General features: G+C 68.0%; 27 protein-coding genes. 16 read left to right on the top strand and 11 right to left on the bottom strand.

What is annotated here, in order from left to right:
* The 4 genes from ACT6S0_RS17165 to ACT6S0_RS17150 form a co-directional block, all read right to left on the bottom strand.
* Positions 1–336 (bottom strand): hypothetical protein (locus tag ACT6S0_RS17165; RefSeq protein ID WP_444765004.1); only part of this gene is annotated, 336 nt, incomplete at its 3' end.
* Between the two features lie 122 nt (positions 337–458).
* Positions 459–2,144, bottom strand: a complete 1,686-nt coding sequence (locus ACT6S0_RS17160; RefSeq protein WP_444765003.1) for an ABC transporter ATP-binding protein — start codon at positions 2,142–2,144, stop codon at positions 459–461.
* 118 nt (positions 2,145–2,262) lie between these two features.
* Entirely contained in the window at positions 2,263–3,288 is a 1,026-nt protein-coding gene (locus ACT6S0_RS17155) for an ABC transporter permease (RefSeq protein ID WP_444765002.1), read from the bottom strand.
* Entirely contained in the window at positions 3,285–4,223 is a 939-nt protein-coding gene (locus ACT6S0_RS17150; protein ID WP_444765001.1) for an ABC transporter permease, read from the bottom strand. The genes ACT6S0_RS17155 and ACT6S0_RS17150 overlap by 4 nt, the downstream gene beginning before the upstream one ends.
* 274 nt (positions 4,224–4,497) lie before the next feature.
* On the opposite strand from ACT6S0_RS17150, the gene ACT6S0_RS17145 reads away from it, so the two are divergent.
* The 9 genes from ACT6S0_RS17145 to ACT6S0_RS17105 all read left to right on the top strand — a co-directional run bounded on the left by ACT6S0_RS17145 (position 4,498) and on the right by ACT6S0_RS17105 (position 13,878).
* Positions 4,498–6,300, top strand: a complete 1,803-nt coding sequence (locus ACT6S0_RS17145) for an ABC transporter substrate-binding protein (protein ID WP_444765000.1) — start codon at positions 4,498–4,500, stop codon at positions 6,298–6,300.
* Between the two features lie 2 nt (positions 6,301–6,302).
* Positions 6,303–8,096 (top strand): ABC transporter substrate-binding protein, encoded by a 1,794-nt coding sequence (locus tag ACT6S0_RS17140; RefSeq protein ID WP_444764999.1) that lies wholly within the window; start codon positions 6,303–6,305, stop codon positions 8,094–8,096.
* Between the two features lie 104 nt (positions 8,097–8,200).
* Positions 8,201–8,539: a PspC domain-containing protein gene (locus tag ACT6S0_RS17135; protein ID WP_444764998.1), complete on the top strand. Its 339-nt coding sequence runs from the start codon at positions 8,201–8,203 to the stop codon at positions 8,537–8,539.
* Positions 8,540–8,650: 111 nt separating this feature from the next.
* Positions 8,651–10,270, top strand: a complete 1,620-nt coding sequence (locus tag ACT6S0_RS17130) for a wax ester/triacylglycerol synthase family O-acyltransferase (RefSeq protein ID WP_444764997.1) — start codon at positions 8,651–8,653, stop codon at positions 10,268–10,270.
* A gap of 33 nt (positions 10,271–10,303) precedes the next feature.
* On the top strand, positions 10,304–11,128 hold the full coding sequence (locus tag ACT6S0_RS17125) for an esterase/lipase family protein (protein WP_444764996.1): 825 nt from the start codon (positions 10,304–10,306) through the stop codon (positions 11,126–11,128).
* Between the two features lie 55 nt (positions 11,129–11,183).
* Complete coding sequence (locus tag ACT6S0_RS17120; RefSeq protein WP_444764995.1) at positions 11,184–11,891, top strand: DUF433 domain-containing protein; 708 nt, start codon at positions 11,184–11,186, stop codon at positions 11,889–11,891.
* Positions 11,888–12,289 carry a PIN-like domain-containing protein gene (locus tag ACT6S0_RS17115; protein WP_444764994.1) on the top strand — a complete coding sequence of 134 codons (402 nt, stop codon included), beginning with the start codon at positions 11,888–11,890 and terminating at the stop codon, positions 12,287–12,289. The genes ACT6S0_RS17120 and ACT6S0_RS17115 overlap by 4 nt, the downstream gene beginning before the upstream one ends.
* Before the next feature lie 72 nt (positions 12,290–12,361).
* Complete coding sequence (locus ACT6S0_RS17110) at positions 12,362–12,964, top strand: ATP-dependent Clp protease proteolytic subunit (protein WP_444764993.1); 603 nt, start codon at positions 12,362–12,364, stop codon at positions 12,962–12,964.
* 11 nt (positions 12,965–12,975) lie between these two features.
* Positions 12,976–13,878, top strand: a complete 903-nt coding sequence (locus tag ACT6S0_RS17105; protein ID WP_444764992.1) for an alpha/beta fold hydrolase — start codon at positions 12,976–12,978, stop codon at positions 13,876–13,878.
* A 55-nt stretch (positions 13,879–13,933) separates the two neighbouring features.
* Here ACT6S0_RS17105 and ACT6S0_RS17100 read toward each other — a convergent pair whose 3' ends face one another.
* Positions 13,934–14,359, bottom strand: coding sequence for a copper chaperone PCu(A)C (locus ACT6S0_RS17100; protein ID WP_444764991.1), 426 nt, complete (start codon positions 14,357–14,359; stop codon positions 13,934–13,936).
* Positions 14,360–14,481: 122 nt separating this feature from the next.
* Between ACT6S0_RS17100 and ACT6S0_RS17095 the strand changes: the two genes are divergently transcribed.
* Genes ACT6S0_RS17095 through ACT6S0_RS17085 form a run of 3 tightly spaced genes read left to right on the top strand, consistent with a single transcriptional unit; the run spans position 14,482 to position 17,212 of the window.
* Positions 14,482–14,877: a GntR family transcriptional regulator gene (locus ACT6S0_RS17095; protein WP_444764990.1), complete on the top strand. Its 396-nt coding sequence runs from the start codon at positions 14,482–14,484 to the stop codon at positions 14,875–14,877.
* Positions 14,874–15,761 (top strand): ABC transporter ATP-binding protein, encoded by an 888-nt coding sequence (locus ACT6S0_RS17090; RefSeq protein WP_444764989.1) that lies wholly within the window; start codon positions 14,874–14,876, stop codon positions 15,759–15,761. Before ACT6S0_RS17095 ends, ACT6S0_RS17090 begins: the two co-directional genes overlap by 4 nt.
* Positions 15,761–17,212 carry a hypothetical protein gene (locus ACT6S0_RS17085; RefSeq protein ID WP_444764988.1) on the top strand — a complete coding sequence of 484 codons (1,452 nt, stop codon included), beginning with the start codon at positions 15,761–15,763 and terminating at the stop codon, positions 17,210–17,212. Before ACT6S0_RS17090 ends, ACT6S0_RS17085 begins: the two co-directional genes overlap by 1 nt.
* On the opposite strand, the gene ACT6S0_RS17080 is transcribed toward ACT6S0_RS17085, so the two are convergent.
* Together ACT6S0_RS17080 and ACT6S0_RS17075 are read right to left on the bottom strand one after the other, a co-directional pair.
* Positions 17,213–17,656 (bottom strand): SRPBCC family protein, encoded by a 444-nt coding sequence (locus tag ACT6S0_RS17080; protein ID WP_444764987.1) that lies wholly within the window; start codon positions 17,654–17,656, stop codon positions 17,213–17,215.
* A 76-nt stretch (positions 17,657–17,732) separates the two neighbouring features.
* Entirely contained in the window at positions 17,733–18,209 is a 477-nt protein-coding gene (locus ACT6S0_RS17075) for a flavin reductase family protein (protein ID WP_444764986.1), read from the bottom strand.
* 207 nt (positions 18,210–18,416) lie between these two features.
* Here ACT6S0_RS17075 and ACT6S0_RS17070 point away from each other — a divergent pair, with 207 nt between their 5' ends.
* A complete protein-coding gene (locus tag ACT6S0_RS17070) occupies positions 18,417–19,337 on the top strand; it encodes a M48 family metallopeptidase (RefSeq protein WP_444765005.1) in 921 nt (306 codons plus the stop codon).
* Positions 19,338–19,400: 63 nt separating this feature from the next.
* Here ACT6S0_RS17070 and ACT6S0_RS17065 read toward each other — a convergent pair whose 3' ends face one another.
* On the bottom strand, positions 19,401–20,033 hold the full coding sequence (locus tag ACT6S0_RS17065) for a Crp/Fnr family transcriptional regulator (RefSeq protein ID WP_444764985.1): 633 nt from the start codon (positions 20,031–20,033) through the stop codon (positions 19,401–19,403).
* A 90-nt stretch (positions 20,034–20,123) separates the two neighbouring features.
* Complete coding sequence (locus tag ACT6S0_RS17060; protein ID WP_444764984.1) at positions 20,124–20,795, bottom strand: helix-turn-helix transcriptional regulator; 672 nt, start codon at positions 20,793–20,795, stop codon at positions 20,124–20,126.
* Positions 20,796–21,117: 322 nt separating this feature from the next.
* Here ACT6S0_RS17060 and ACT6S0_RS17055 point away from each other — a divergent pair, with 322 nt between their 5' ends.
* Both ACT6S0_RS17055 and ACT6S0_RS17050 read left to right on the top strand, forming a co-directional pair.
* On the top strand, positions 21,118–21,636 hold the full coding sequence (locus ACT6S0_RS17055) for a hemerythrin domain-containing protein (RefSeq protein WP_444764983.1): 519 nt from the start codon (positions 21,118–21,120) through the stop codon (positions 21,634–21,636).
* A 15-nt stretch (positions 21,637–21,651) separates the two neighbouring features.
* Positions 21,652–21,891, top strand: coding sequence for a hypothetical protein (locus ACT6S0_RS17050; RefSeq protein WP_444764982.1), 240 nt, complete (start codon positions 21,652–21,654; stop codon positions 21,889–21,891).
* 7 nt (positions 21,892–21,898) lie between these two features.
* Here the strand turns inward: ACT6S0_RS17050 and ACT6S0_RS17045 are convergent, their stop codons facing one another.
* A complete protein-coding gene (locus tag ACT6S0_RS17045) occupies positions 21,899–22,591 on the bottom strand; it encodes a hypothetical protein (RefSeq protein ID WP_444764981.1) in 693 nt (230 codons plus the stop codon).
* Between the two features lie 97 nt (positions 22,592–22,688).
* Between ACT6S0_RS17045 and ACT6S0_RS17040 the strand changes: the two genes are divergently transcribed.
* The gene (locus ACT6S0_RS17040; RefSeq protein ID WP_444764980.1) at positions 22,689–22,814 is read left to right on the top strand and encodes a hypothetical protein; all 126 of its coding nucleotides are present in this window, start codon (positions 22,689–22,691) and stop codon (positions 22,812–22,814) included.
* Positions 22,815–22,844: 30 nt separating this feature from the next.
* Here ACT6S0_RS17040 and ACT6S0_RS17035 read toward each other — a convergent pair.
* A partial coding sequence (locus ACT6S0_RS17035; protein WP_444764979.1) for an aminotransferase-like domain-containing protein occupies positions 22,845–23,908 on the bottom strand: 1,064 nt, incomplete at its 5' end.

The following is a 23,908-nucleotide window of genomic DNA, read 5'->3' as shown; positions in this document are numbered from 1 at the left end:
GTCGCGCAGTTGCTGGGCGATCTGGTCGGCCAGGGCGCGGTCGCGCGCCAACGCGGCGAGCAGGCCGCGCAGGGCCATCACGTCCAGCTGCGCGGCGCTGCCTGGCGCCAGGTGCTCGCCACGGGCACGCAGCTCCAGCTCGAGTTCGGCGGGCCTGGCACGCCCGCCGCGCTCGATACGCTCTAGGTCGCGCGCCAGGCCGTCGTCCAGCTCCGCGGACACTGCGGCAGCCGACGCAGGCAACCCGCCGCCACCGCCCGGGGAACAGGCGCACAGCAACGCCAACGCAGCCAGCGCCGCGCAGAGCGTCGATCGTGGAGCCAGGAAGGGGTGCATCGGAGCGGCAGGAGGGCGGTTGTGCCGCCCGGTGCCAGCGATTTCAGCGCGGTTCAGCGGGCCTGTCGCGGCGGATACGCGCAAGACCGTTGAAATTGCACGCCACGCATGGCATCGCCCGGCTAGGCGGCCCCAGGAGCCGGCCCCTGGTAGCCGCGCGGCACGGCGCCGAGCAGGCGGCGCGTGTACTCCTCACGCGGCGCGGCGATGAGGTCATGCGTGAGGGCCTGCTCGACGACGTCGCCGTTCTGCATCACAAGCACCTCGTCCGAGATGAACTTGACCACCGCCAGGTCGTGGCTGATGAAGATATAGCTCAGTCCGAACTCGTCCTGCAGGTCCTTCAGCAGGTTGAGCACCTGAGCCTGCACCGACACGTCCAGCGCCGACACGGCCTCATCCAGCACCAGCACCTCGGGCTGCAGCGTCAGGCAGCGCGCGATGGCGATGCGCTGGCGCTGGCCGCCCGACAACTCGGGCGGGTACTTGGCCATGGCCCTCTCGGCCAGGCCGACCTTGTTCAGCTGCGCGACGGCGCGCGCCCCGCCCTCGGCCGTGTTGGCGCCGATGGCGTGGATCTCCATCGGCTCGCGCAGCGTCTGGCCGATGGTGAAGCGCGGGTTCAGCGAGGCATAGGGGTTCTGGAACACGACCTGGATGCGGCGGCGCATCTGCAACCAGTCACCGCGGCCCATGGTCAGCAGGTCGCGGCCCTCGAACATCACCGAGCCACCAGTGGGTTCATGCAGCCGCAGCAGCGTCAGCCCCATCGTGGTCTTGCCCGAGCCGGACTCGCCGACCACGCCCAGTGTGTGGCCCTTGCGCAGGTCGAAGTCCACGCCCTTGACGGCCCGGAACTCCTTTTTGCCGAACAGGCCGGCCTTGAGCCAGAAGCTCTTGCGCAGTCCGCGCACCTGCAGGATCACCGGCGCCTGCGGGTCCTTGGCGCGGTGATTGTTGTCCGCTGCCTTGCCAGCGATGTGGTCGTCGATGACCATCAGCCGCGCCGGGTTCTCGCTCAACGACGGGCGGCAGGCCAGCAAGGCCTTGGTGTAGCCGTCCTGCGGCGCGTTGAAGATGTCGGCAACGGGCGCCTTCTCGCGGATCTCGCCGTGGCGCATGACGACGACGTGGTCGGAGATCTCGCCCACCACGCCCAGGTCGTGGCTGATGAAAAGCATGGACATGCGGTGCTTGTCCTTGAGCTTGCCCATCAGCTCCATGACCTGGCGCTGGATGGTGACGTCCAGCGCGGTGGTGGGCTCGTCGGCGATCAGCAGCTTGGGCTCGCAGGCAAGTGCCATGGCGATCATCACGCGCTGCTGCTGGCCGCCGCTCATCTCGTGCGGGTAGGCCTTGAGCCGGCGCTTGGGCTCGGGAATGCCAACCTCGTGCAGCAGTTCCTCGGCGCGCACCAGGGCTTGCTTGGCCGACATGCGCAGGTGGGTGATCAGCGGCTCCACCAGCTGCTGGCCCACGGTGAAGACCGGGTTGAGCGAGCTCATCGGGTCCTGGAAGACGCAGGCGATCTCCTTGCCGCGCATGGCCAGCAGCTCGCGCGGTCCGGCCTGCAGCAGGTCGCGACCCTGGAACAGGATGCGACCGCTGCGTTCGGCGTTCGTTGGCAGCAGGTTGAGGATGGACATGGCCGTCACCGACTTGCCCGAGCCCGACTCGCCGACCAGGGCGACCGTGCTGTTCTCGGGAATGTCGAAGCTGACGCCCTTGACGGCCAGCGCGCGCTGCTGCTCGCCGTGTTCCTTGCCGAGGCGGAAGGCGACCTTGAGGTCTTGGATGCTCAAGAGCATGTTCGTTCCGTTCATTGAAATGCAACCACAGAGACACAGAGGCACAGAGAGAAAGCGCAAGCCGGAGGTCTGAATTTCTCCGTGTCTCTGTGCCTCTGTGGTTGCCTTTTCTGATGGTTCATTCAAGACCCCTGAGCTTCGGGTCCAGCGCATCACGCAACGCGTCCGTGAACAGCGCGAACGCCGTTACGAACACCGCCATCGTGACGGTCACGGCAGCCAGCTGCCACCAGTAGCCCAGGATGAGTTCGCTCTGCGCTTCGGCCAGCATGGTGCCCCATGACACCTGGTCAACGCTGACGCCCAGGCCCAGATAGCTCAGGATGACCTCGCTCTTGATGAAACTGACCACATGCAGGCTGAGCTGCACCAGGGCCACATGCGAGACGTTGGGCAGGATGTGCTTGAACATGCGCGACGCGTTGCTGGCGCCGATGGCCTCGGCCGAGCGCACATAGTCGCGCTGACGGTGCTTCATGAACTCGGCACGCACCAGGCGGTAGATACCGGTCCAGCCGGTCAGGCCCAGGATGAGCACCACCGACATGACGCCGCGGCCGAAGATCACCGCAAAGGCAAAGATCAGCAGGATGGACGGGATGGCGGTGAAGACGTTGTAGACCCACTCCAGCAGGTCGCCGATCTTGCCGCCGAAAAAGCCCGAGATGGCGCCCAGCAGCGTGCCGATGAAGGTGGCTACAACGGCCGCCAGCAGGCCGACGACGATGCTGACCTCGGCGCCCTTGAGCACCTTCTGCAGGATGTCTCGACCCAGACGATCGGCGCCCAGCGGCAGCGTCTCGGCGCGGTTGACTTCCTCGGTCTTGTACTTCTTGGCCGCCTCTTCCCACTCGGCATAGCGCGGCGCCAGCGGGTCGATGTCGGACAGGTCGACGTTCGGGCCCTTGGGCACCTCGATCGCACCGAGGGCTTCCGCCGGCTTGGGGCCGACGACATGGGGCGGCGCATTCGGCACGCCAATCTCCTTCTGCCAGCTGCCGGCCACCACGTCGGCGGCGGTCAGCGCCACCAGCAGCATGAAGGCGGCGACGATCCACAGGCAGACCATGCCGACGCGGTCGGCCTTCAGCCGCGTCCAGGCCAGGGCCCAGACACCCCGGGATTGATTGACGGCCGCGCTCACTTGAGCACCACGCGCGGATCGACCAGGCTGTAGAGCAGGTCGGTGATCAGATTCACCAGCATGGTGATGGCGGCCAGGTAGATGGCGAAGGCCTGGATGACGGGGTAGTCGCTGCGGTTGACGGCCAGCAGGATCTCGCGGCCCAGGCCGGGGATGGAGAAGAACACCTCGATCAGGAAGCTGCCCACAAACACGCCCGGCAGCAGCACCGAGACGTTGGTCATGATGGGGATGAGGGCGTTGCGCAGCACATGCTTCATCAGCACGGTCTTCTCGGGCAGGCCCTTGGCGCGCGCGGTGCGCACGTAGTCGTGGCCCAGCTCATCCAGGAAGAAGCTGCGGTACAGCCGCGTCTGCGGCGCCAGCGCCACCAGCGAGACGACGATGACGGGCAGCGGCGTGTAGGTCGTCAGGTTGGTCCAGAACGAATCGCTCCAGCCCTGCACCGGGAACCAGCCCAGCCGGAAGGCGAAGAAGTACTGGAAGACGATGACGTAGACCAGCAGCGAGATGGACACCGCGATGGTGGTGGAGATCATCACCGCGCGGTCGGTCAGGCTGCCGCGCACATAGGCCACGCCCATGGCCAGCGGGATGGCCAGCAGCACTTCCAGCAGCAGGATGGGCAGCATCACCGTCAGCGTGGCAGGCAGGCGGCTCATGAAGAGCTGCGCGACCGGCTCGTTGGTGGCCCAGCTCTTGCCCCAGTCGAAGGTGACGATCTGCTGGAGGAAGATGCCCAGCTGCACCCACCAGGGCTCGTTGAGCCCCAGCTGTTCGCGGATCGCGTTGATCTGCTCCTCGGTGGCGGCCATGCCGCCCATGATCTCGGCGGGATCGCCGCCAAAGAACTTGAACAGGAAAAACACCAGCAGCACGACACCCAGCAAGGTGGGAACCATTTGCCACAGGCGCCGAATCAGATAAGCCGTCATGGGGCGGCCCCTTCCTCTAACAACACCTACAAAGCAAACCCCGCCGAGCGGGGTTCATGACTGCATGCCACACGGCACGAGGGCCCGCAGTCTAGGTGACGCCAGGGAGTCACCTGGATGGGGTTAGCCAGCGGTGCAGCCTGAATTGTCAATGCGCCAGCCGGGCACCCGGGCTTTTCCGGCAACGAAGCCTGCCGCCTTTTGCCTACACTCAGCGCCGCTGCGCCGCAGGCCATCCAGGCTGCGGCGCCTTCGTTTGCGTTGTGGAGTCCGGATGAAAAAGCTCATGGTTGCGGCGCTGTCCGCGTGTTTGCTGGCGGCTGCGCCAGTGCAATCCAGCCCCGAGCCCAAGGTCCTCCGCTATGCCTTCCGCAGCGACATCACCAGCTTCGACCCGGCCAAGGTCTCCGACACCTACTCCAACACGTTGATCACCGGCATGTTCGATGCACCGGTGCGTTGGGCCTATCTGGCACGGCCCTTCAAGCTGGAGCCCTCCGGCTGCGAGCTGCCCGAGATTTCGGCGGACTTCAAGACCCTCACCTTCAAGGTGCGGCCGGGCCTGTACTTCCACGACGACCCGGCCTTCAAGGGCCAAAAGCGCGAGCTGGTGGCGGCCGACTACGTCTACTCGCTCAAGCGCCACTACGACCCGCAGATCAACAGCCCCAACCTCTACATCATGGAGAACGCCGGCCTGCTAGGCCTGAGCGAGCTGCGCCAGAAGGCTATGAAGAACAAGAACGGCCTGGACTACGACACGCCGGTCGAGGGCCTGAAGGTGCTGGACAAATACACCTGGCAGATCAAGCTCTCCAAGCCCGACCCGCGCTTCGTCAACAACCTCGCCAACCCGATGGCGGCGGCGCTGGCCCGCGAGGTGGTGGAGTTCTACGGCGACCGCGTCGGCGAGCATCCGGTGGGCACGGCCGCCTTCATGCTCAAGCGCGACGAATGGCGTCGCTCCAGCCGCATCGTGCTGGTCAAGAACCCGGCCTACCGCGACGAGTTCTACAACGAGGAAGCCCCTGCCGACCGCCCGCACCTGCAGGCCGCAGCGGCAAAGTTCAAGGGCCGCAAGCTGCCCATGATCGACCGGCTGGAGGTGGCCATCATCGAGGAGCCGCAGCCGCGCTGGCTGTCCTTCCTGAGCGAGGAGGCCGACTACATGCAGGAGGTGCCCTTCGAGTTCATCACCGTCGCTGCGCCCAACGGCCAGCTGGCCCCCAATCTGGCCAAGCGCAACATCAAGATGAACCGCTACCCGGGGGCCGACATCAGCTTCACCTTCTTCAACATGACCGACCCGGTCGTCGGCGGCTACGAGCCGGCCCAGGTGGCACTGCGCCGCGCCATCGGTCTGGCTTACGACGTGGACCGCGAGATCCGCCTGGCGCGCAAGGGGCAAATGGTGCCGGCTCAAGGCTTGATGCCGCCCGGCACTTGGGGCTACCGGGCCGACCTCAAAACCGAGATGAGCGAGCACAACGTCGCCAAGGCCAAGGCCCTGCTGGACCTGCACGGCTTTAAGGACGTCGACGGCGACGGCTGGCGCGAACGCCCCGACGGCAGCCCGCTGCGCCTGGAGCGGGCCACTCAGCCCACGGCCGACTACCGCGTGCTCGATGAGCTGATGGAGAAGGCGCTGCGCGCCATCGGCGTGCGCATCAGCTTCAAGCAGGCCAAGTTCCCCGAGAACCTCAAGGCCAGCCGCAGCGGCAAGCTGCAGATGTGGAATGTGGCCTGGGTGGCAACGACACCCGACGCCGGCTACCACCTGGCCCTGGGCTACGGCCCCAACGCCGGCCAGGCCAACCACAGCCGCTTTGACCTGCCCCAGTTCAACCGCCTCTACGAACAGCAGGCCGTGCTGCCCAACGGACCCGAGCGCCAGCAGGCCATGGACCAGGCCAACAAGCTTGCGGTCGCCTACATGCCCTACAAGATCAGCGGCCACCGCGTCTGGACCGACCTCAGCCACCCCTGGGTCATCGGCGCGGAGCGCAACATCTTCCGCCGAGATTTCTGGCAATACATCGACGTCGACATGGCCGCCAAGCGCGCGGCGGAGCGTTGAACATGCGCGCGCTGCTGCTTGCCCTGAGTTTGATGGTTAGCACGGCGCAGGCCGACCCGGCGGCGTCTGCGCCGAAGACGCTGCGCTACGCCTTCCGCGTGGCCGAGACCGGCTTCGACCCGGCCAAGATCCTGGACCTGTACTCGCGCACGGTCACCGGGCACATATTCGAAGCCCTGGTCAGCTACGACTACCTGGCCCGGCCGGTCCAGCTCAAACCCCTGACCGCCGTCGAGCTGCCGACGCCCAACGCCGACTTCACGCAGTGGACGGCGCGCGTGCGGCCGGGCATCCACTTCCAGGACGACCCGGCCTTCGGCGGCAAGAAGCGCGAGCTGACCGCCGCCGACTACGTCTACAGCTTCAAGCGCTTTGCCGACCCCAAGGTGGCCAGCCCGGCCTGGAGCACCGTTGAAGGCTGGCACCTGACCGGCCTGAAGGCGGCGCGCGAAGCGGCCATCAAGGCCAGGCGGGACTTCGACTACGACAAACCGATCCCGGGGCTGCAGCTGCTGGACCGCTACACGCTGCGCTTCCAGCTCGACAAGCCCAACCCGCGCTTCCTGCAGGAAATCACGCTCTCCGACCTGTTCGGTGCCGTGGCGCGCGAGGTCATCGAGGCCGCCGGCGACCAGACCATGGCCCGCCCGGTGGGCACCGGGCCCTTCATGCTCAAGCAATGGCGGCGCGGCAGCCTCATCGTGCTGGAGAAGAACCCGGGGTACCGCCAGCGCACCTACGATGCCAACCCGCTGCCCGACGACGCGGAGGGCCAGGCCTTGCTGACTCGCTTCCAGGGCCGGCGCCTGCCGATGATCGATCGCGTCGAGATCAGCATCCTGGCCGAGGACCAGCCGCGCTGGCTGAGCTTCGTCGGTGGCGAGCATGACTTCCTGGAGCGCGTGCCCGAGCCCTTCGTCGGCATCGCCGCGCCCAACAGCCAGCTGGCGCCCAACCTGGCCAAGCAGGGCATGAAGCTGCACCGCACGCTGGGGTCAGACGTCTTCCTGATGTTCTTCAACATGGAGGATCCGGTCGTCGGCGGCCTGGCTCCGCACCAGATCGCGTTGCGCCGTGCCATTGCGCTGGCCATGGACGTAGAGCGAGAAATTCGCCTCGTTCGCGGCGGTCAGGCCATCCCGGCGCAGAGCAACTTCCCGCCCCACACTCTTGGCTATGACCCAACGTTCAAGAGTGAGAACGGCGACTTCGACCCGCCCAGGGCGAAGGCCCTGCTGGACCTGTACGGCTATATCGACCGCAACGGTGACGGCTGCCGCGACGCCCCCGACGGCGGCCCGCTGAAGCTGGAGATGTCCACCACGCCGGAGGGCATCCAGCGCCCCATCGACGACCTGTTCAACAAGGACATGCGCCGCATCGGCCTGTGCATCCCGTTCAAGACGGCGAAGTGGCCTGAGCAACTCAAGACCGCCCGGGCCGGCAAGCTGCAGATGTGGATGGTGGGCTACTCTTCAGCCCAGCCCGACGCCTACAGCGCCGCGACGCGGCTGTCGAGCACGCATGCTGGCGGCAACAACATCGCCCGCTTCAGCCTCCCCGAGGCCGACCGCCTGGTTGAGGACATCGCCACCATGCCCGACGGCCCTGATCGCCTGGCCAAGCTGGACCGCCTGCGCCGCATCGGCGTGGCCTACATGCCCTACAAGCTCAAGGGCCACCGCTTCCTGCTGGACATCGAGCGCGCGCAGCTGCGTGGTTTCCGGCGGCCGATGTTCGTTCAGAACTGGTGGGAATACGTCGACATCGACGAGAGCAAGCGGCCCGTCCGCTGAAATCGCCGGGCGCGTCCCAAGGAATCGACGGCCTGTCGCACTGCGGTGGCGGGCACGCGCCCTGCCGCTAGGCTTCGCCTCATCAACACCGAAAGGAGTCCGGGATGAACGACGCAGAAGAACTCAACAAGCTGGCCGAACTGCATGCGCGCGGCGTGCTGAACGACGAGGAATTCGCCAAGGCCAAAGCGCGCGTGCTGAGCGGCCAGCCCCACGCCGGCCCTTACATCACCGGTGCGGCACCGGCCCCCGGCGTCAGTGCCGTCAATGGCCTGCGCCGCGCCCGCGTGGACCGCTGGATCGGCGGCGTCTGCGGCGGCATTGCCCGTGCGACCAACCTGGATTCATGGATCTGGCGCCTGATCTTCACGGTGCTCTTCCTGGCCTTTGGCAGCGGCATCCTGGTCTACATCCTGCTCTGGATCTTCGTTCCGGAGGAATAGGGCCAACCGCGCCGGCTTCGCCGGCCCCCGCAAGGGGGCGGGCGTGGTCGGCCCCGAAGGGCCCTCCGCTGAATCGTCGGTATGCTGGACCGACAACTCCGGAGACAGCGGATGAAACAGCTCGCCGGCCTCGACGCCAGCTTCCTCTACCTGGAAACGCCGCAGATGCCGATGCATGTCGGCGCCCTGCATCTGCTGGAACTGCCGGCCGGCTACGACGGCGACTATGTCGAGGACCTGCGCGAGCACATGCGCGCGCGCATGCCGCTGCTGCCGGCCCTGCGCCGCCGTCTCATCACCATGCCGCTGGGCCTGTCCAACCCCGGCTGGGTGGACGCCGACCCCGACCTCGAACAGCACATCGTCGAAGTCTCCCTGCCCGAGCACAGCGGCATGGCCGAGCTGGAAGCCCAGGTCGGCGCGCTGCACCCGGTGCTGCTGGACCGGGCTCGTCCGCTGTGGAAATTCCATGTCTTCACCGGCGTCGAGTCCGGGCCGGATGGCCAGCCGCGCGTGGCCCTCTACACCCAGCTGCATCACGCCGCGGTCGACGGCCAGGCCGCCGTCGCGCTGGCCCAGGTCATCCTCGATCTGAGCCCCGAGCCGCGCAGCATCGAAGCCCTGGCCGCGCGCGGCAAGAAGCGCGGGCAGCTCGGCACCGTCGGCATGCTGCGCGCGGCCGTGTCCCAGCAGTGGCAGCAGACCGTCAAGCTGGCCCGCTCGCTGCCCAACGCGGCCAGCATCCTGGGCAACATGGCGGCAGGTTACGTGGGCGGCGCCGCAGCCGGCGCCTCGGTCGACAAGCTGCGCAACCTGCTGGCCGGCGTTGCGGCGCAGACCACCGCCGTCGTGCGCGGCAAGACGGCCGTCTCGACACTCGGCCCGGCACCGCGCACGCGTCTGAACGTGAGCCTGTCCGACACGCGGTCCTTCGCCGGCGTCACGCTGTCGCTGGCCGAGTTGAACCGCACGCGCAAGCGCCACCACGCCAGCGTCAATGACGCCGTGCTCTTCGTCATCGGCGGTGCGCTGCGGCGCTACTTCGCCAAGCACGGGCCGCTGCCGCGCAAGAGCCTGATTGCCGCCGTGCCGGTGTCCACGCGCGCCGCCGGCGACACCGCGTCCAACAACCAGGCCACGATGACCTTCATGAGCCTGGGCACGCACCTGGCCGACCCGGGCGAACGCCTGGCCCACGTCATGGCGTCGAGCAAGGCGATGAAGGCGCAGATGAGCCAGCTCAAGAGCCTGATGCCGACCGACTTCCCGAGCCTGGGCATCCCCTGGCTGATGCAGGCGGGCGCCATGCTCTACGGCCGCGCCAAGGTGGCCGAGAAGCTGCCGGTGATCGCCAACGTCGTCATCTCCAACGTGCCGGGGCCGCAGCTGCCGCTGTATCTCGCCGGCGCTCAGATGCTGACCAACTACCCCACTTCGATTGCCGTGCACGGCCTGGCCCTGAACGTGACGGTGCAGACCTACAACCAGTCGCTGGACATCGGCCTGATGGCCTGCGGCGAGGCGCTGCCGGAAACCGCTGAGTTGGCGGCTTATGTGGAGGCGGCGTTCATGGAGTTGCAGGCGCTGCCGGTAGCGGAGGTGGTTGAGCCTGAGCCGGCGCCGGTGGTGAAGAAGAAGGCACCTGCCAGGAAGCCTGCCGCCAAGCCCGTCGCCAAGGCGACACCCAAGCCCCGGGCAAGCACGCCCCGGAAGAAGGCGGCGGCTGGCTAACATCTCCGGGCTGTCGTTTTTCTTGCTCCCTGCATGCCCGCCACCCGCTCGCCGCGCTTCTCGCACTGGCAAAAGACCTCCATCGCCCCCAACCCCGACTGGTCCGACCTGCGCGCCCCCAACGCCTGGCTGCTGATGCTGGAGGGCCGCGCGCCCTGGGAATATGCGGCGCTGCTGGCCACGCTGCCTTGGTTGAAGAAACTCCCGCACGGCGACGGCCATCCCGTCATGGTCTTCCCCGGCCTGGGCGCGAATGACCTCACCACGGCACCGCTGCGCGCCCTGCTCGACTCGCTCGGCTACGCCACCCAGCCCTGGGGCCAGGGCTTCAACTTCGGCCCGCGCGCCGGCGTGCTGGAACAGATCAAGCACGACCTGCAGGCCCTGCACCGGCGCCATCACCGCAAGGTGAGCCTGCTGGGCTGGAGCCTGGGCGGCATCTACGCCCGCGAGCTGGCCAAGGAATGCCCCGACATCACGCGCTGCGTCATCACGCTGGGTACGCCCTTCACCGGCCACCCACGCGCCACGAACGCCTGGCGCTTCTTCGAGATGGTCAGCGGCCACGCCGCCAACGACCCCGAGCTGATGGCCCAGATCCGGACCGCGCCGCCGGTGCCGACGACGTCGATCTACTCCAAGAGCGACGGCGTGGTGGCCTGGCGCTGCAGCGTCAACGAGCCCTCGCCGCTGGCGGAGAACATCGAGGTGCAGGCCAGCCATATCGGCCTGGGTGTGAACCCGGTTGCGCTCTACGCGCTGGCAGACCGGCTGGCGCAGCCGGATGGGGAGTGGAAGCCGTTCGAGCCCAAGGGGGCGCGGCGGTGGTTCTACAAGGCGCCGTTGCAGTCGGATTAAGCCGCCAAACACGCGCTGTCTCGCGAAGTCAGCCGGCGTAAACTGAATGCTCGCCATGGAACAACAACCCTCACTTCTCGGTACGGGCATGTACCCACTCCCGCGGGCTGCGAGGCTCGTAGGCGTGGAGCCGCGCACAGTTCGCCGGTGGCTGAAGGGTTATTCGTGGAAGTACGCTGACGGCCGCAAAGCCTCGGGGCCGCTGTGGTCGCTGCAGTACGCGAACGACGAAGACTTTGCCGGCGAGCAAGTGCTGGGCTTCCATGACCTGCTGGAATTGCGCACCGTCGCCCGCTTCGTCCAGCAGGGCGTCAGCCTGAAGGTCATCAGAGCAACAATTGATGTCGCTCGCGAAACCCTTGGCGACTACCCTTTGCATTCACGTCGTTTCGTCACGGACGGGCGAAAGATTTTTCTCGAGGCAGTAGAGCGTTCAGGCGACGACCCAAAACTACTCGACGTACGCAAGAACCAGTTCGCTATAGACGCGGTGATTCGCCCAAGCCTTCTGGAAGGCATCGAGTACGGCGACAACGCGCACGCTCAGCGCTGGTTCCCTGTTGCCAAGAAACGTGTGATCGTGCTTGACCCCGAGGTGCAATTCGGCGAACCGATCATTGCTGACGCAGGCGTACCCACAGACACGCTTGCTGCGGCCTTCGCCGCCGAGGGAAAAGATGCAGCAAGGGTCGCGCGGCTGTACCGCGTCACACCTCAGGCGGTGAAGGCGGCCGTAGCCTTCGAGCTTCAGATGGCGGCGTGAAGTTCCTTTTTGACGCCAACCTTCCGCCCGATCTCGCACATGCAATCCGCGAGCTGTGTTTGGGGGAGCCGGCCGTCGAAGAAGTCCTTCATCTGACCGACAAGTTCAGGGGGAACACACCTGACCTTGAATGGATTCCTGCCTTGGGACAAGGCTGGTACATCGTCAGCATCGACAAGTTCGCCAAGAGTCGCGGCCAGGAGCGCGAAGCCTTGCGCCGTGCGGGTCATGCTGTCTATGTCATGGATCCGCAGTGGTCCAAACACCCGTTCTGGCTCAAGTCTGCCAGACTTGTGCTGTGGTGGCCGCAGGTACTTGAACATGCAAGGCTCACCGAGGGTGGCGGCTACCGGCTTCCCTGGAAGCACTCGTCCAGCAAGAAATTTTTGAGCTTGTAGACACAAGCCCGTACGGTTCCTGAGCTTCTCGCATCTCGCGGTAAGGTATCGCCCTTAACCCGGACCTGAGCCATGCAACACCACACCCTCGCCGCCGAAGACAAAGACAAGGCCGCCAAGAAGGACGCCCCCGAGAAGATGGAGGAGCAGTTGCTCTTCAAGGGCCGCTTCGTGATGATCTTTGGCGAGATCGACGACAAGATGGCGCACGCCACCTGCCGCCGCCTGCTGGCCCTCTCGCAGGACTCCGACGCGCCGATCACGCTGCTGATCTCCTCGCCCGGCGGCCACGTCGAGAGCGGCGACGCCATCCACGACATGATCCGTTTCGTGCGCGCGCCGGTGAACATGGTCGGCACCGGCTGGGTGGCCAGCGCCGGCACGCACATCTACCTGTCGGTGCCCAAGGAGCGGCGCTTCGCGCTGCCCAACACCCGCTTCATGATTCACCAGCCCGCCGGTGGCGCGGGCGGCCAGGCCAGCGACATCGCCATCCAGGCCAAGGAGATCCTGCGCGCACGCGACCGCCTGGCGGCCACCATCGCGCGCGAGACAGGCCAGCCGCTGGAGCGCGTGCGCATCGACATTGAGCGCGATTTCTGGATGAGCACCGATCAGGCCATCGCCTACGGCCTGGTGTCGCGTGTCATCGAGCGCCAGGTCGATCTGGGTTGATCCCAAAGCGCATGCAGCTCAGCGCCAACGGCGTCCGCATCGAGGTCGACATCCACGGCCCGGAGTCGGGCGAGCCGCTGCTGATGATCATGGGCCTGGGCATGCAGCTCATTGCCTGGCCCGAGGGCTTGGTCGAGCAGCTGGTGGCCCAGGGTTTTCGGGTCATCCGCTTCGACAACCGCGATGTCGGGCTGAGCCAGCCCTTTGACAAGCTCGGCGTGCCCAACATCCCGCTGGCCGCGCTGCTGCACACGTTTCACCTGCCGGTCAAGGCGCCCTACCAACTGGCCGACCTCGCGCGCGACGCCGTCGGCGTGCTGGACGCGCTGGGTATCGAGCGAGCCCATGTCTGCGGCGCGTCCATGGGCGGCATGATTGCCCAGCATCTCGGCTTTGCCCACGGCCAGCGCGTCAAGAGCCTCACGCTGATGATGACGACGAGCGGCCACCGCGGGCTGCCCAAGGAAAGCTGGCGCGTGCGGCGCGCGCTGATGTCGCGGCCGCGGCCGGGCGCGACGGCCGAGCAGAGGTTCGAGAACATCCTCGACCATTTCGTCGCCCTGTACGGTGTCATCGGCAGCCCCGGCTACCCGCCGCAGCCGCAGGCTCTGCGGGAGCGCCTGGCGCGCAGCGTCAAGCGCGCTTTCCGGCCCCAGGCCGTCGCGCGCCAGCTCGTCGCCATCGCGGCGGATGAGCACCGCGCCGAACGCCTGTCGCGCATCACCGCGCCGACTCTGGTCATCCATGGCAAGGACGACGCGCTGATCCCGGTGGCCGCCGCGCATGACCTGGCCAAGCGCATTCCCGGTGCCCGGCTGGAGATCGTGCCGGGCTGGGGCCACGACCTGCCCGAGGCGCTGTGGGCGCGGCTGGCCGCCGAGGTGCGCGCCATCGCCAGCCAGGCCCGGCCCTGAATCAGCGCTGGGCGTCGGTCAACGGCGCAATGGAACCGGCAGATACGGCGCTACATCAACGCGCCAGCGCCTTGATTTCCACGGCCGTGCGCTGCTTGTCCTCGCCTTCGACCGTCAGCGTCAAAGGCACCGTCTCGCCGGCCTTGATCTGGCTCTTGAGCCCCATCAGCATGACGTGATAGCCACCCGGCTTCAGCGCCACGGCCTGGCCGGCCGGCAGCGGCAGCGCGTCGACGGCGCGCATCTTCATGACGCCATCGTCCATCTTCATCTCATGGATCTCGACCATCGCCGCCACCGGCGAGCTGGCCGCGACGAGCTTGACGGCCCTGGCGGCGGTCAGCTGCATGAAGGCGCCGGTGGCCTTCTGCGGCGCGACGGTGGCGCGCACCCAGGGGTCGTCGACTTTGACCGACGGACTTTGAGCCTGGGCAGTGAAGGGCGCGGCGAACAGGGCGGAAGCGATCAGCAGACGGCGCATGGCGGGGTGACTTCAGCAAGAAAGCCCGCATTGTGCGCAGTTGCGCGGCAGCGCTTCGCAGCGCGGGGATTTGACAGCCACTGTCTATGTGTACTATCGTACTAATACACATTGGCAGCCCCATGGATTCCACCCACTTCGTCCACATCAACACCGGCTCGCCCGAGCCCATCTACCGCCAGCTCATCGAACAGGTGAAGCGCCGCGTGGCGGCCGGGCAGCTGAAGGCGGGCGACGAGATCCCGTCGGTGCGCGAGCTGGCACAGGCGCTGGCCGTGCACCCGATGACGATCTCCAAGGCCTATTCGCTGCTGGAAAGCGACGGCGTGCTGGAGCGCCGCCGCGGCCTGTCGATGGTGGTGGCGGCCCAGCACCAGCGCGCGCAGCCGACTGCCGACCGTGCGGAGCTGCTGCGCCCCACGCTGGAGAAGGCGGCCGCGGAAGCGCGCCAGCTGGAGCTCTCCAAGGCCCAGGCACTGAATTTGTTCAAGACCATCCTCGACGAGAAGGCCCCATGACCACGCCGCACTTTCCCCATACGGAATCCCCGAGCGCCGAGCTGAAAGGCGTCAGCCTGTCCTACCCCAAGGGCCCCATGGTGCTGAACGCCCTGGACTGGCAGCTGCTGCCCGGTCAGGTGGTCGGCCTGCTGGGCCGCAACGGCGCTGGCAAGACGACGTTGCTGGAGGCGCTGCTGGGCCTGCGCGAACCGCAGGCTGGCACCGTGAAGATGTTCGGCCAGGACGTGCAGCAGCTGGACGACGCCACCCGCGCCCGCATCGGCTATGTGCCGCAGCAGAGCGAGCTGTTCGAGGCCTTCACGCCGGCCCAGCTGCTGGCCTACTTCCGCAGCTTCTACCCGCGTTGGAACGAGGCCAAGGTCGAGGGCCTGTTGTCGCGCTGGGACATTGCGCGCGACAAACCCATCCGCCAGCTCAGCGGCGGCCAGAAGCAGCGCCTGTCCATCATCCGCGCGCTGGCCCACGAGCCCGACCTGCTGGTGCTGGACGAGCCCGTCGCCAGCCTGGACCCGGCCGGCCGGCGCGACTTTCTGCGCGAGCTGGTGGGCGAGGTGCTGGACCGCGGCGCCACCGTCGTGTTCTCCACCCACATCCTGTCCGACCTGGAGCGCGTGGCCTTCAACCTCGCCTTCATGAGCGGCGGCCGCATCGCGCTGCAGGCGCCGCTGGACGAGCTGTTGGAGCAGGTTCGCGCCTTCACCGGCAGCGTCACCGAGATGGCCACGCTGATGACGCGTCTGGGTGCCGAGCTGCTCAAGCGCACGCCGCTCGCGGCCGGCCACGAACGCGTGCTGGCGCGGCTGCCGGCCGACACCGCGCTGCCGGCCGGCGTGGCCGGGGACCGTGTCAACCTCGACGACCTGTTCGCGGAGCTGACCTGATGAGCACCGCCGCGCAGTTCTCGCAGACGCTGCTGGCGGTCTGGCGCCAGCGCCACCTGGCCTCGCCCTGGGTAGTTGCCGCGCTGCTGGCGCTGGCCGTCGTCGCTGGGCTGATCTGGCTGCCGCTGAAGGCCGCCTGGCTGTTGCCGGCCGCCATTCTGCTGGTGATCGTGCACGGCGCCTGGATGGCGGTCTGCGCCAATCTGCAGGAGCAGAACCACCCCTATGCGGCGCACTGCGTGCCCGGCCAATTGCGCGCACTGCGCCAGGCGGCGCTGCTCGGCTGGGCGCTCTGCTCGGTGCTGAGCACGGGCCTGGTCTGGTTCATGCTGCCGGCCAGCGGGTTCTGGCCGTTCCTGCTGCTCATCAACAGCCTGGTCGCCTTCTTTCTGCTGTGGGCGTCGCGGACGTGGTGGCTGTGGCTGCTGCTCGCGCTGCTGTGGCCGGTGACTGGCGCGTTCTCCGGCCTGTTTGCGCCGGTCTGGCAGGCGCTGACCGCGCTCTGGGCGTCCCACACGCTGGGCGTGCTCGCCCTGAGCCTGCTGGCCCAGGCCTGGTTGGTGACACGCGCCTTCGGCAACGCCAGCGCCGGCCACCAGGCCAGCTATGCCCGCCGGACCCTGATGCGCCGCGCCATGACGCAGATGCAGTTCGAAGGCATGCCGGCGAGCGCCGCCGCCTGGGGCGGGCCCTTGGAGAGGCTGGCCCAGCCCTTCGTGACAGCCACCTCCGCCTGGCTGCGGCATGTGCTGGCCGGCGCCGACAACGCCCGCCCGCGCAGCGTGATGGCGCGTGCCGAGATCGTGCTGCATGGCAACCAGCACTGGCTGCTTTTGCTGGTGAGCCTGGGCGCTGTCGCGCTGATGGTGCTCATCGCCTTCGCTCTCGTGCTGGCCACGACCGACATCAGCCTGGCGCTCATGCTGAGCAACGGCGCCTTCGGCATCGGCATCGGCATCGCCAGTGCCGGCTTCAGCGCGGGCTTCACGCTGACCAACACCCTGTGGCACAGCCGCCGCGAGCAGGCCCTGCTGCGCTTACTACCCGGCATGCCGCAGGGCCGGTTGCTCAACCAGGCGGTCGCTCGCCTGCAATTGCGCGACTTCGGCGTCGCCTGGGCCCTGACCACGCTGGCCCTGCTGGCGCTGGCCGACCAGACCGGTCACTTCCAGCTGCTGTGCCTGCCTCTGGCGGCCCTGCCCGTGGCCGCGCTCTACCTGACACGCAGGCCCGCCCTGATGCGTGCGCCTACGCCGCTGGGCGCCGTGCTGCCGTGGCTGGCCTTCTTCCTGCTGGCGGGGTTGCTCTACGTGCCGGTGCGTGACCTCGGCATGCCGCTGTGGCTGCCGGGCCTGGCCATGCCGGCCCTGGCCGCGGCACTGCTGGCCTGGCGCTGGCGCCGCCTGAGCGCCGCGCCGACCGCCCTGCCGGCGGGCTGGCTGTCAGCCTGACTATGGGTTGATCGCCGGCTCGGCCAGTTGCGCCAGCAGCGTCAGCGACTCCTGCCATCCCAGGTAGCAGGCCTCGGCCGGGATGACGTCCGGAATGCCCTCCTGCCTGATGCACACCTCGGTGCCGCAGAACACCGCCTTCAGCTCGACGGTGGTCTGCATCTCGCCGGGCAGGTTGGGGTCGTCGAAAGTGGCCGTGTAGCGCAGCTTCTGGCCGGGCACCAGTTCCAGATAGCGTCCGCCGAAGCTGTGGCTGGCGTCGTTCGTGAAGTTGGTGAACGACATCCGGTAGCTGCCGCCCACCTGTGCGTCCATCTCATGCACGGTGCCGGTGAAGCCGTGCGGTGGCAGCCACTTGGCCATCGCCGCGGGCGTCGTGAAGGCGCGGTAGACGCGCTCGGGCGGGCAGCGCAGCACGCGGTGCAGGGTGACGGTGTTGGTCATGGAACGCTTCCTGGTTGTGACAGAGGAGGACCCTCTGCAGCCACGACGAACGGTGCGCCGTGGAATCGACGCACGCTCAGAGGGGCAGCTCGGTGAAGTAGCGCCCGCCATGGAAGATCAGTGGCTGCGCACCCAGCCGCGCCGCGCAGCGCTCCACCTCGCCGACGAAGATGACATGGTCGCCCTCTTCATAGCGGCTGCGGTTGGCGCACTCGAATACGGCGACAGCGCCTTCCAGCACCGGCGCGCCGCCCGCGCCTTCGCGCCAGGCGACGCCGGCGAAACGATCGATGTCGCGCGTCGCGAAGCGCTGGGCCAGCTCCTTCTGGTCGGCCGCCAGGATGTTGATGGCGTAGTGCGAACCACGCGTGAACACCGGCATCGAGCCGGCTCGCCGGGCCAGGCTCCACAGCACCAGCGGCGGGTCCAGCGACACGGAATTGAAGGAATTCGCCGTAAGGCCGACGAGGCCGCCATCCGCCGAGCGGACGGTGACGATGGTCACGCCGGTGGCGAACATGCCGAGGGCAGCACGGAATTGCTGGGCGTCCATGTCAGTGGCGCCCGGTCGCCCGAAGCCAATGACATGCCCCCAAGGGGGGCAGCGAGCGACGCGAGAGTGGGGGCAGTCTCATATCGCGATTGTCGCGCTCGCCCTCGTCCTACGACCGGGGCGCTGGCGCCATCGCACAATGCCGCCATGGATGCCGCCGACCTCATCGCCAACGACAACCTTCAGTTCAGCAACCCGCCGCAGCGCATGTTCGGCGCGTGCACGGACTGCGCCACGGGCCACTGCGCACCGCCACGGCAGCGCAGCCGCCGCCTGTTCACCGGCCTGATCGGCGCCGTCGCTTTGTCGCCGGCCTTCACGCCGGCCTGGGCGCGCGAAGGCGTGGACGTTGGTCCCAAGAGCAAGTTCGCCGGCTTCGTGCCGGCCGACCAGTTGGAGCAGGCGGGCGCCCAGCAGTACACGCAGATGATGCGCGAGGCCGGCCAGCAGCGTGCGCTGGCACCGATGGAGCACCCGCAGCTGCAGCGGCTGCGCTTCATCGCCCAGCGCATCATTCCGCACAGCTACGAATGGAACGACCGCGCGCGGCAGTGGAAGTGGGAGGTCAACCTGCTGGCCAGCCCGCAGCTCAATGCCTTCTGCATGCCGGGCGGCAAGATCGCCTTCTACTACGGCATCCTGGAAAAGCTCAGGCTCGATGACGACGAGGTGGCCGCCATCATGGGCCACGAGGTCGCGCATGCTCTGCGCGAACACGCCCGCGAACGCGTCGGCAAATCCACCGCGACAAACGTCGTCGTCGAGCTGGGTGCGGCGCTGTTCGGCCTGGGCAACCTGGGCCGCTATGCCGCCGGCATGGGCGCTCAACTGCTGAACCTGAAGTTCGGCCGCGAAGACGAGACCGAGGCCGACCTCGTCGGCATCGAGCTGGCGGCGCGCGCCGGCTACGAGCCGGGTGCCGCCGTGCGTCTGTGGGAAAAGATGATGAGCGCCAACAAGGGCGCGCCGCCACAGTGGCTGTCCACCCACCCGGCCAACGCCACGCGCATCCGCGACATTCAGGGCAACCTGCCCAAGGTGCAGGGCCTCTACGCCCGGGCACCCCGACCGCCGCAGCGCTTTCCCGAGGCGCCGCCCCTCAGGACAGCTCAGCAGTCCAACGGCTGACATCTGGCGACTCCGCCCGGGCCGAGCAGGGCCGCCTCCCGGCCCGTCGGGCGAGTGGCCCGCCTACCAGCGCGCGGGCAGATTCTTCAGCCGCTGGTATTCGCCGGCCGCCACGCGCTTGAGATACCCGCCCAGCTCCAGGTCCTTGACCAGCTTGGACACCATCTCACGCGAGCAGCCCAGGCGCTGGGCCATGCCCTGGTGGGTCAGCGCCAGATGGCTGCCGTCGCCGGTGGAGGCGTCGACCAGGTTCTTCAGCCGGCCATAGACGTCGTTGAGCGCCAGCTGCTTGGTGGACAGCGTCGCCGCCCGCGCGCGGCGGATGACCTTGGTCAGCAGCTCGAAGGCGAACTCGGGGTGGTCGCTGATGTGGGTCAGCAGGCTGGCGCGCGTGACCAGCACGAGACGGCTGGCCACCTCGGTGATGACGCTGGCCGAACGCGGGCCGCCGTCCAGGCTCATCTCCCCGACGTATTCGCCGGGGCCGTAGACGCCATAGGTGATCTCGCGGCCCCGCGCATCGCTGCTGTAGGCGCGCAGCGAGCCGGCCAGGATCAGGTAGAGGTTGTCTCCCACCGAGCCTTCCTCGATCAGCATGACGCCCTTGCGGTAGCTGCGTGCCATGCCGCGCGCCGCCAGCAGGCGCAGCGGCGGGGGCAGGGCCAGGAGTTCGTTGTCGAGGGAGTCGTCAGGCATCCGGGTCACGCCGGGGCATGTGGCCCGCAGCGTGCCGGGAATGTTAGCCCCTCGTCCACGGCCGCCGGCTGGGCACCGGGGCGCGCTGCCTCAGTTGACGAGCCTGGCGGGGCGCAGCGACGACACCAGCGGTGGCAGCAAGGCCAGCTGGCGCATCAGCTCGCCGATGCTGTCGGCGCCGCTCTTGGCGCGGATGCTCTGGATCTGGCTGCGCACCGTGGAAATGGCCACGCCCTGGCGCTGCGCGACATCGGTCGGCTTGACACCGTTGGACAGGGCCTTGAGCACCTCGGTCTCCGCCGGTGTGAGCTGGTAGCGCAGCGCGAACCATTGCGCGGCCAGGTCGCCGCAGAGCTGTCGGCGCTCCAGGATCAGCAGCACGGCGGCCTGGCTGACGTCACGGTTGAGCGGCACGACGACGATGTTGGCGCGGCCGCATTCGGCGCGCTCGTCGCCCAGCCGCAGCAGGCAGCGCCGCCCGCTCGCCTCGGCGCCCTCCAGCGCCTCGGCCAGCGGCACGGCATCGGTCAGCAGGCGCGCGCGCAGGTGCTGGCCGACGAGCTCCAGCGGGTGGTTGTCATCCAGCGAGGCGCGCGCCGCCAGGTTGGCGTGCAGCACGCGGGCCGCACCGTTGAGCAACACGACACCATGGTCGAGCTCCTCCAGTACCAAACCCAGCCACTGGTTGGACAGCGAAGCCGCCGCACGGCGTTCGCGGGGACGAGAGCCGGGGACTTGGCCCGTCTGTGCAAACTCGGACATCCACATCGAAGCACTCCTCGGCCCACCCCTTGCGGACCTTCCTCAAAGCGTAGGAGAGCACGTTTGCCGAGGGGCGTAAATGTTGCGGGATGTATTTGTGAATGATTTACGGCGGAGCGTCGCTCAGGCGTCACCGGCAAATTAGGGATTGCCGCGCGGCGTGCTGCATGCAGCGCACGTCGCTTCCGATCCCTGCAAAGGATGAAGAGTTCACGCGCCGCTGTTCGTGTCGGCATGAACCTACAGCAGCTTGGCGCGCCTGCCGGCGGCTCGCCAATCACGCGCGACGGAGCATGCATCGCCACCCAGACAGGAGACCGCCATGTCCACCGCACCCGCCAAATCCAGCACCTCCGCCAAGCGCAGCAGCGCCAAGGCCATGCCGAAGCGCACTTCAACCCACCAGCAGGACGCGATCGCGATGCTGAAGGAAGACCACAAGAAGGTCAGCGCATTGTTCGAGGAGTTCGAGAAGGCCCGCTCGGTCAACCGCAAGAAGCAGATCGTCGCCACCATCTGCCAGGAGCTGACCGTGCACGCCCAGCTCGAAGAGGAAATCTTCTATCCCGCTTTCAAGGCCGCGCTCAAGGACAAGGAGCTGGTGCCCGAGGCCACGGTCGAGCATGCCTCTGTCAAGGACCTGATCGCCCAGGTGCGTGATCAGGAACCAAGCGGTGAGGACTACGACGCCAAGGTCAAGGTGATGGGCGAGTACGTCAAGCACCATGTCAAGGAAGAGCAGAACGAGATGTTTGCCAAGGCCAAGAAATCCAGGCTGGACCTGCTCGAGCTGGGCCGGCAGATGGCCGAGCGCAAGCAGCAACTGCTGATGACGCACTGATCGCAGGAGCAGGACATGCCCGACCTGGGCCTGCTGCAGTGGCCGGCCATGGTCGTCACCGTGGTGGCTGCCTGGCTGGTGGCCTCCGAGCGGCCCGAGCGGCGCAATGCGGGGTTCTGGGCCTTCCTGCTCAGCAACGTGCTGTGGATCGCCTGGGCGGTGCCCGCCGCGGCGCACGCCCTGGTCGTGCTCCAGGTCTGCCTGGCCGCGCTGAACATCCGCGGCGCCATCAAGGCCAAACGCGACGCGCAGTGATACGGCGTCAGTCGCGCAGCCCGCGCACCCAGAGCCGGTCGGCGGCTTCGAACATCGTGGCGCCCGACAGCGTCGCGGGGTCGCTGGCCAGGGCCAGCCAAGGCAGCGTGTCATGGTGGCTGCCGGGAATCAGCTCGGCCGAACGTTGGGCCACCAGCCAGGCATACAGGCGCGCATAGAGCGCGGGATGGCGCTCGCGCGTCCACGCCAGACCGACCAGGTCGCCGTAGGCCTCCTCGCGGCGTGTCGAGCGCATGTCCAGCCAGGCGCGCTGCAGGTCCGGCGCCAGCCCGTCCGGCGGCGTCGCCGCGACGAAGCCGGCCGGCACGCCGTACCACGCACCGTCGAGGTAGCGGCGGCAGTGGCCCACCTCGTGGGCGGCCATCAGCTCCAGCGTTGCGTTGAGCAAGTCCGGCTTGATCGCGTCGATCTGGCGCCGGCCCTCGGCGTTGCCGCGCATCGACAGCACCAGCTTGCAGCGCCCGTCGACAAACCCCAGCGACAGCGGCGCCAAGCCGGCCGTGTCCTGCGGTTGCACGACGACATCGAGCGGCAGGGACAGCCCCTGGCGCGCATGGGCGACGACGGGCGAGATGCCCTTGAGCCAGCGCAGTTCGAGGTCGGTCAGATCGGCGGCTTGGGCGGTCTGCGACAGCGCCATGGACACGAAAGCGAGGGTGGAAAACAGGCGGCGCAACACGGGCAGGCACTCCTTTGAATGCATCTTCGGGCGGCGGGGTGCCGGCCTTGACAGCGCTGCGCAGTGCGTCCGTGAACTTTGCAGCTAAGGTGGCGCTATGAAAACCCTGAAGACGCTCATGACCCCGCCTGGCCACATCCACGGCCGCGTCCAGGGCAACTGTCCGGGGCGCATCCTGGAGGGCGGCGCCATCCGCGTGGGCGACGGCGTCAGCGTCGCCTGAGGCGGCGCATGCAGGCCGCGCCGGCGGGCCTCAACGCGCCGCCGCACGCGCCCGCTCGACAACGCGCTGCGCGCTGGTCGCCGCACTGAGCTGGTCGCGCAGGAACTCCGCCAGCCGTGGCTGCTGGCTGAAGGCGGCGTTGAAGCGGATATGGGCATCGGCTGCACCGTCGGCGGCAAAGGTGGCGCCGCGCACCAGCAGGATGCCGCTGCGGAAGGCCTCGCGCACAACGCCGTCCACATCGACGCCGGCGGGCAGCGCGCCCCACAGGAAGAGGCCGCCCTCGCCCGCATGCTCCAGGAGCACGCCGGCCTGGCGCAGTTGCTGCGTGGCGGCGGCGCGGGCCGAGCTCAAGCGCTGCTGCAGCCGGTCCAGGTGCTTGCGCCAGCGGCCTGCCGCCAGCACCTCCAGCAGCACGCATTCGTTGAGCGCCGCCGTTGTCAGCACGGTGAGGATCTTCTCGCGCAGAAGCGGCTTCAGCAGGGCAGGCTCGGCGGCCACATAGCCCAGCCGCAGCGCGGGGCTCATGGCCTTGCAGAAGCTGGAGTAGTAGATGACCCGGTCCAGCCCCGACAGCTGGGCCAGCCGCGTCGGCGGGTTCGGAACCTGGGGGTGAAAGTGCCCCTGCACGTCGTCCTCGGCGATCAGCAGATCGTGGCGCTGGGCCAGCAGCAGCACGCGGTGCAGGTTGGCCGCCGTGCTGCCCCAGCCGGTCGGGTTGTGCAGCACGCTCTGGATGAAGAGCAGGCGCGGGCGGTGCTGGGTGCAGGCGGCCTCCAGGGCCTGCAGGTCGATGCCGTCGGGCCGGCGCGGCACCGGCACGATGTGCACGCCGGCCTGGCGCAGGCGGTCGAACAGCAGGAAGTAGCCCGGCGTCTCCACGGCCACCGCATCGCCCGGGCGAAGAAAGGCGCGGCAGATCAGGTCGATGGCCTGGGTGCCGCCATAGGTGGTCAGCACACGCCCGGCGTCCACCGCCACGCCCTGGCTACGCAGCAGCGTGGCGATGCGCTCGCGCAGCTCCGGCAGGCCCTGGGGCGGGCAGCGCGAAGCCATGCCGGCGCTGGCGCGCGCCAGGCCGCGCTGCACGGCGG

It is taken from the genome of Roseateles sp., assembly GCF_052436255.1.
Classification (GTDB): domain Bacteria; phylum Pseudomonadota; class Gammaproteobacteria; order Burkholderiales; family Burkholderiaceae_C; genus Pelomonas.
Note: the sequence above shows the minus strand (reverse complement) of the source record. Positions and strands in the feature narration are given on the sequence as shown.

What these genes read in the sequence shown, in the direction of transcription:
- ACT6S0_RS17060 (WP_444764984.1), bottom strand. Translation starts at nt 20,795, where the DNA reads ATGTCCGAGTTTGCACAGACGGGCCAAGTCCCCGGCTCTCGTCCCCGC.
- ACT6S0_RS17160 (WP_444765003.1), bottom strand. Translation starts at nt 2,144, where the DNA reads ATGCTCTTGAGCATCCAAGACCTCAAGGTCGCCTTCCGCCTCGGCAAG.
- ACT6S0_RS17070 (WP_444765005.1), top strand. Translation starts at nt 18,417, where the DNA reads ATGTTCGGCGCGTGCACGGACTGCGCCACGGGCCACTGCGCACCGCCA.
- ACT6S0_RS17135 (WP_444764998.1), top strand. Translation starts at nt 8,201, where the DNA reads ATGAACGACGCAGAAGAACTCAACAAGCTGGCCGAACTGCATGCGCGC.
- ACT6S0_RS17145 (WP_444765000.1), top strand. Translation starts at nt 4,498, where the DNA reads ATGAAAAAGCTCATGGTTGCGGCGCTGTCCGCGTGTTTGCTGGCGGCT.
- ACT6S0_RS17125 (WP_444764996.1), top strand. Translation starts at nt 10,304, where the DNA reads ATGCCCGCCACCCGCTCGCCGCGCTTCTCGCACTGGCAAAAGACCTCC.
- ACT6S0_RS17140 (WP_444764999.1), top strand. Translation starts at nt 6,303, where the DNA reads ATGCGCGCGCTGCTGCTTGCCCTGAGTTTGATGGTTAGCACGGCGCAG.
- ACT6S0_RS17085 (WP_444764988.1), top strand. Translation starts at nt 15,761, where the DNA reads ATGAGCACCGCCGCGCAGTTCTCGCAGACGCTGCTGGCGGTCTGGCGC.
- ACT6S0_RS17050 (WP_444764982.1), top strand. Translation starts at nt 21,652, where the DNA reads ATGCCCGACCTGGGCCTGCTGCAGTGGCCGGCCATGGTCGTCACCGTG.
- ACT6S0_RS17065 (WP_444764985.1), bottom strand. Translation starts at nt 20,033, where the DNA reads ATGCCTGACGACTCCCTCGACAACGAACTCCTGGCCCTGCCCCCGCCG.
- ACT6S0_RS17075 (WP_444764986.1), bottom strand. Translation starts at nt 18,209, where the DNA reads ATGGACGCCCAGCAATTCCGTGCTGCCCTCGGCATGTTCGCCACCGGC.
- ACT6S0_RS17120 (WP_444764995.1), top strand. Translation starts at nt 11,184, where the DNA reads ATGGAACAACAACCCTCACTTCTCGGTACGGGCATGTACCCACTCCCG.
- ACT6S0_RS17100 (WP_444764991.1), bottom strand. Translation starts at nt 14,359, where the DNA reads ATGCGCCGTCTGCTGATCGCTTCCGCCCTGTTCGCCGCGCCCTTCACT.
- ACT6S0_RS17090 (WP_444764989.1), top strand. Translation starts at nt 14,874, where the DNA reads ATGACCACGCCGCACTTTCCCCATACGGAATCCCCGAGCGCCGAGCTG.
- ACT6S0_RS17055 (WP_444764983.1), top strand. Translation starts at nt 21,118, where the DNA reads ATGTCCACCGCACCCGCCAAATCCAGCACCTCCGCCAAGCGCAGCAGC.
- ACT6S0_RS17095 (WP_444764990.1), top strand. Translation starts at nt 14,482, where the DNA reads ATGGATTCCACCCACTTCGTCCACATCAACACCGGCTCGCCCGAGCCC.
- ACT6S0_RS17105 (WP_444764992.1), top strand. Translation starts at nt 12,976, where the DNA reads ATGCAGCTCAGCGCCAACGGCGTCCGCATCGAGGTCGACATCCACGGC.
- ACT6S0_RS17110 (WP_444764993.1), top strand. Translation starts at nt 12,362, where the DNA reads ATGCAACACCACACCCTCGCCGCCGAAGACAAAGACAAGGCCGCCAAG.
- ACT6S0_RS17130 (WP_444764997.1), top strand. Translation starts at nt 8,651, where the DNA reads ATGAAACAGCTCGCCGGCCTCGACGCCAGCTTCCTCTACCTGGAAACG.
- ACT6S0_RS17150 (WP_444765001.1), bottom strand. Translation starts at nt 4,223, where the DNA reads ATGACGGCTTATCTGATTCGGCGCCTGTGGCAAATGGTTCCCACCTTG.
- ACT6S0_RS17040 (WP_444764980.1), top strand. Translation starts at nt 22,689, where the DNA reads ATGAAAACCCTGAAGACGCTCATGACCCCGCCTGGCCACATCCACGGC.
- ACT6S0_RS17080 (WP_444764987.1), bottom strand. Translation starts at nt 17,656, where the DNA reads ATGACCAACACCGTCACCCTGCACCGCGTGCTGCGCTGCCCGCCCGAG.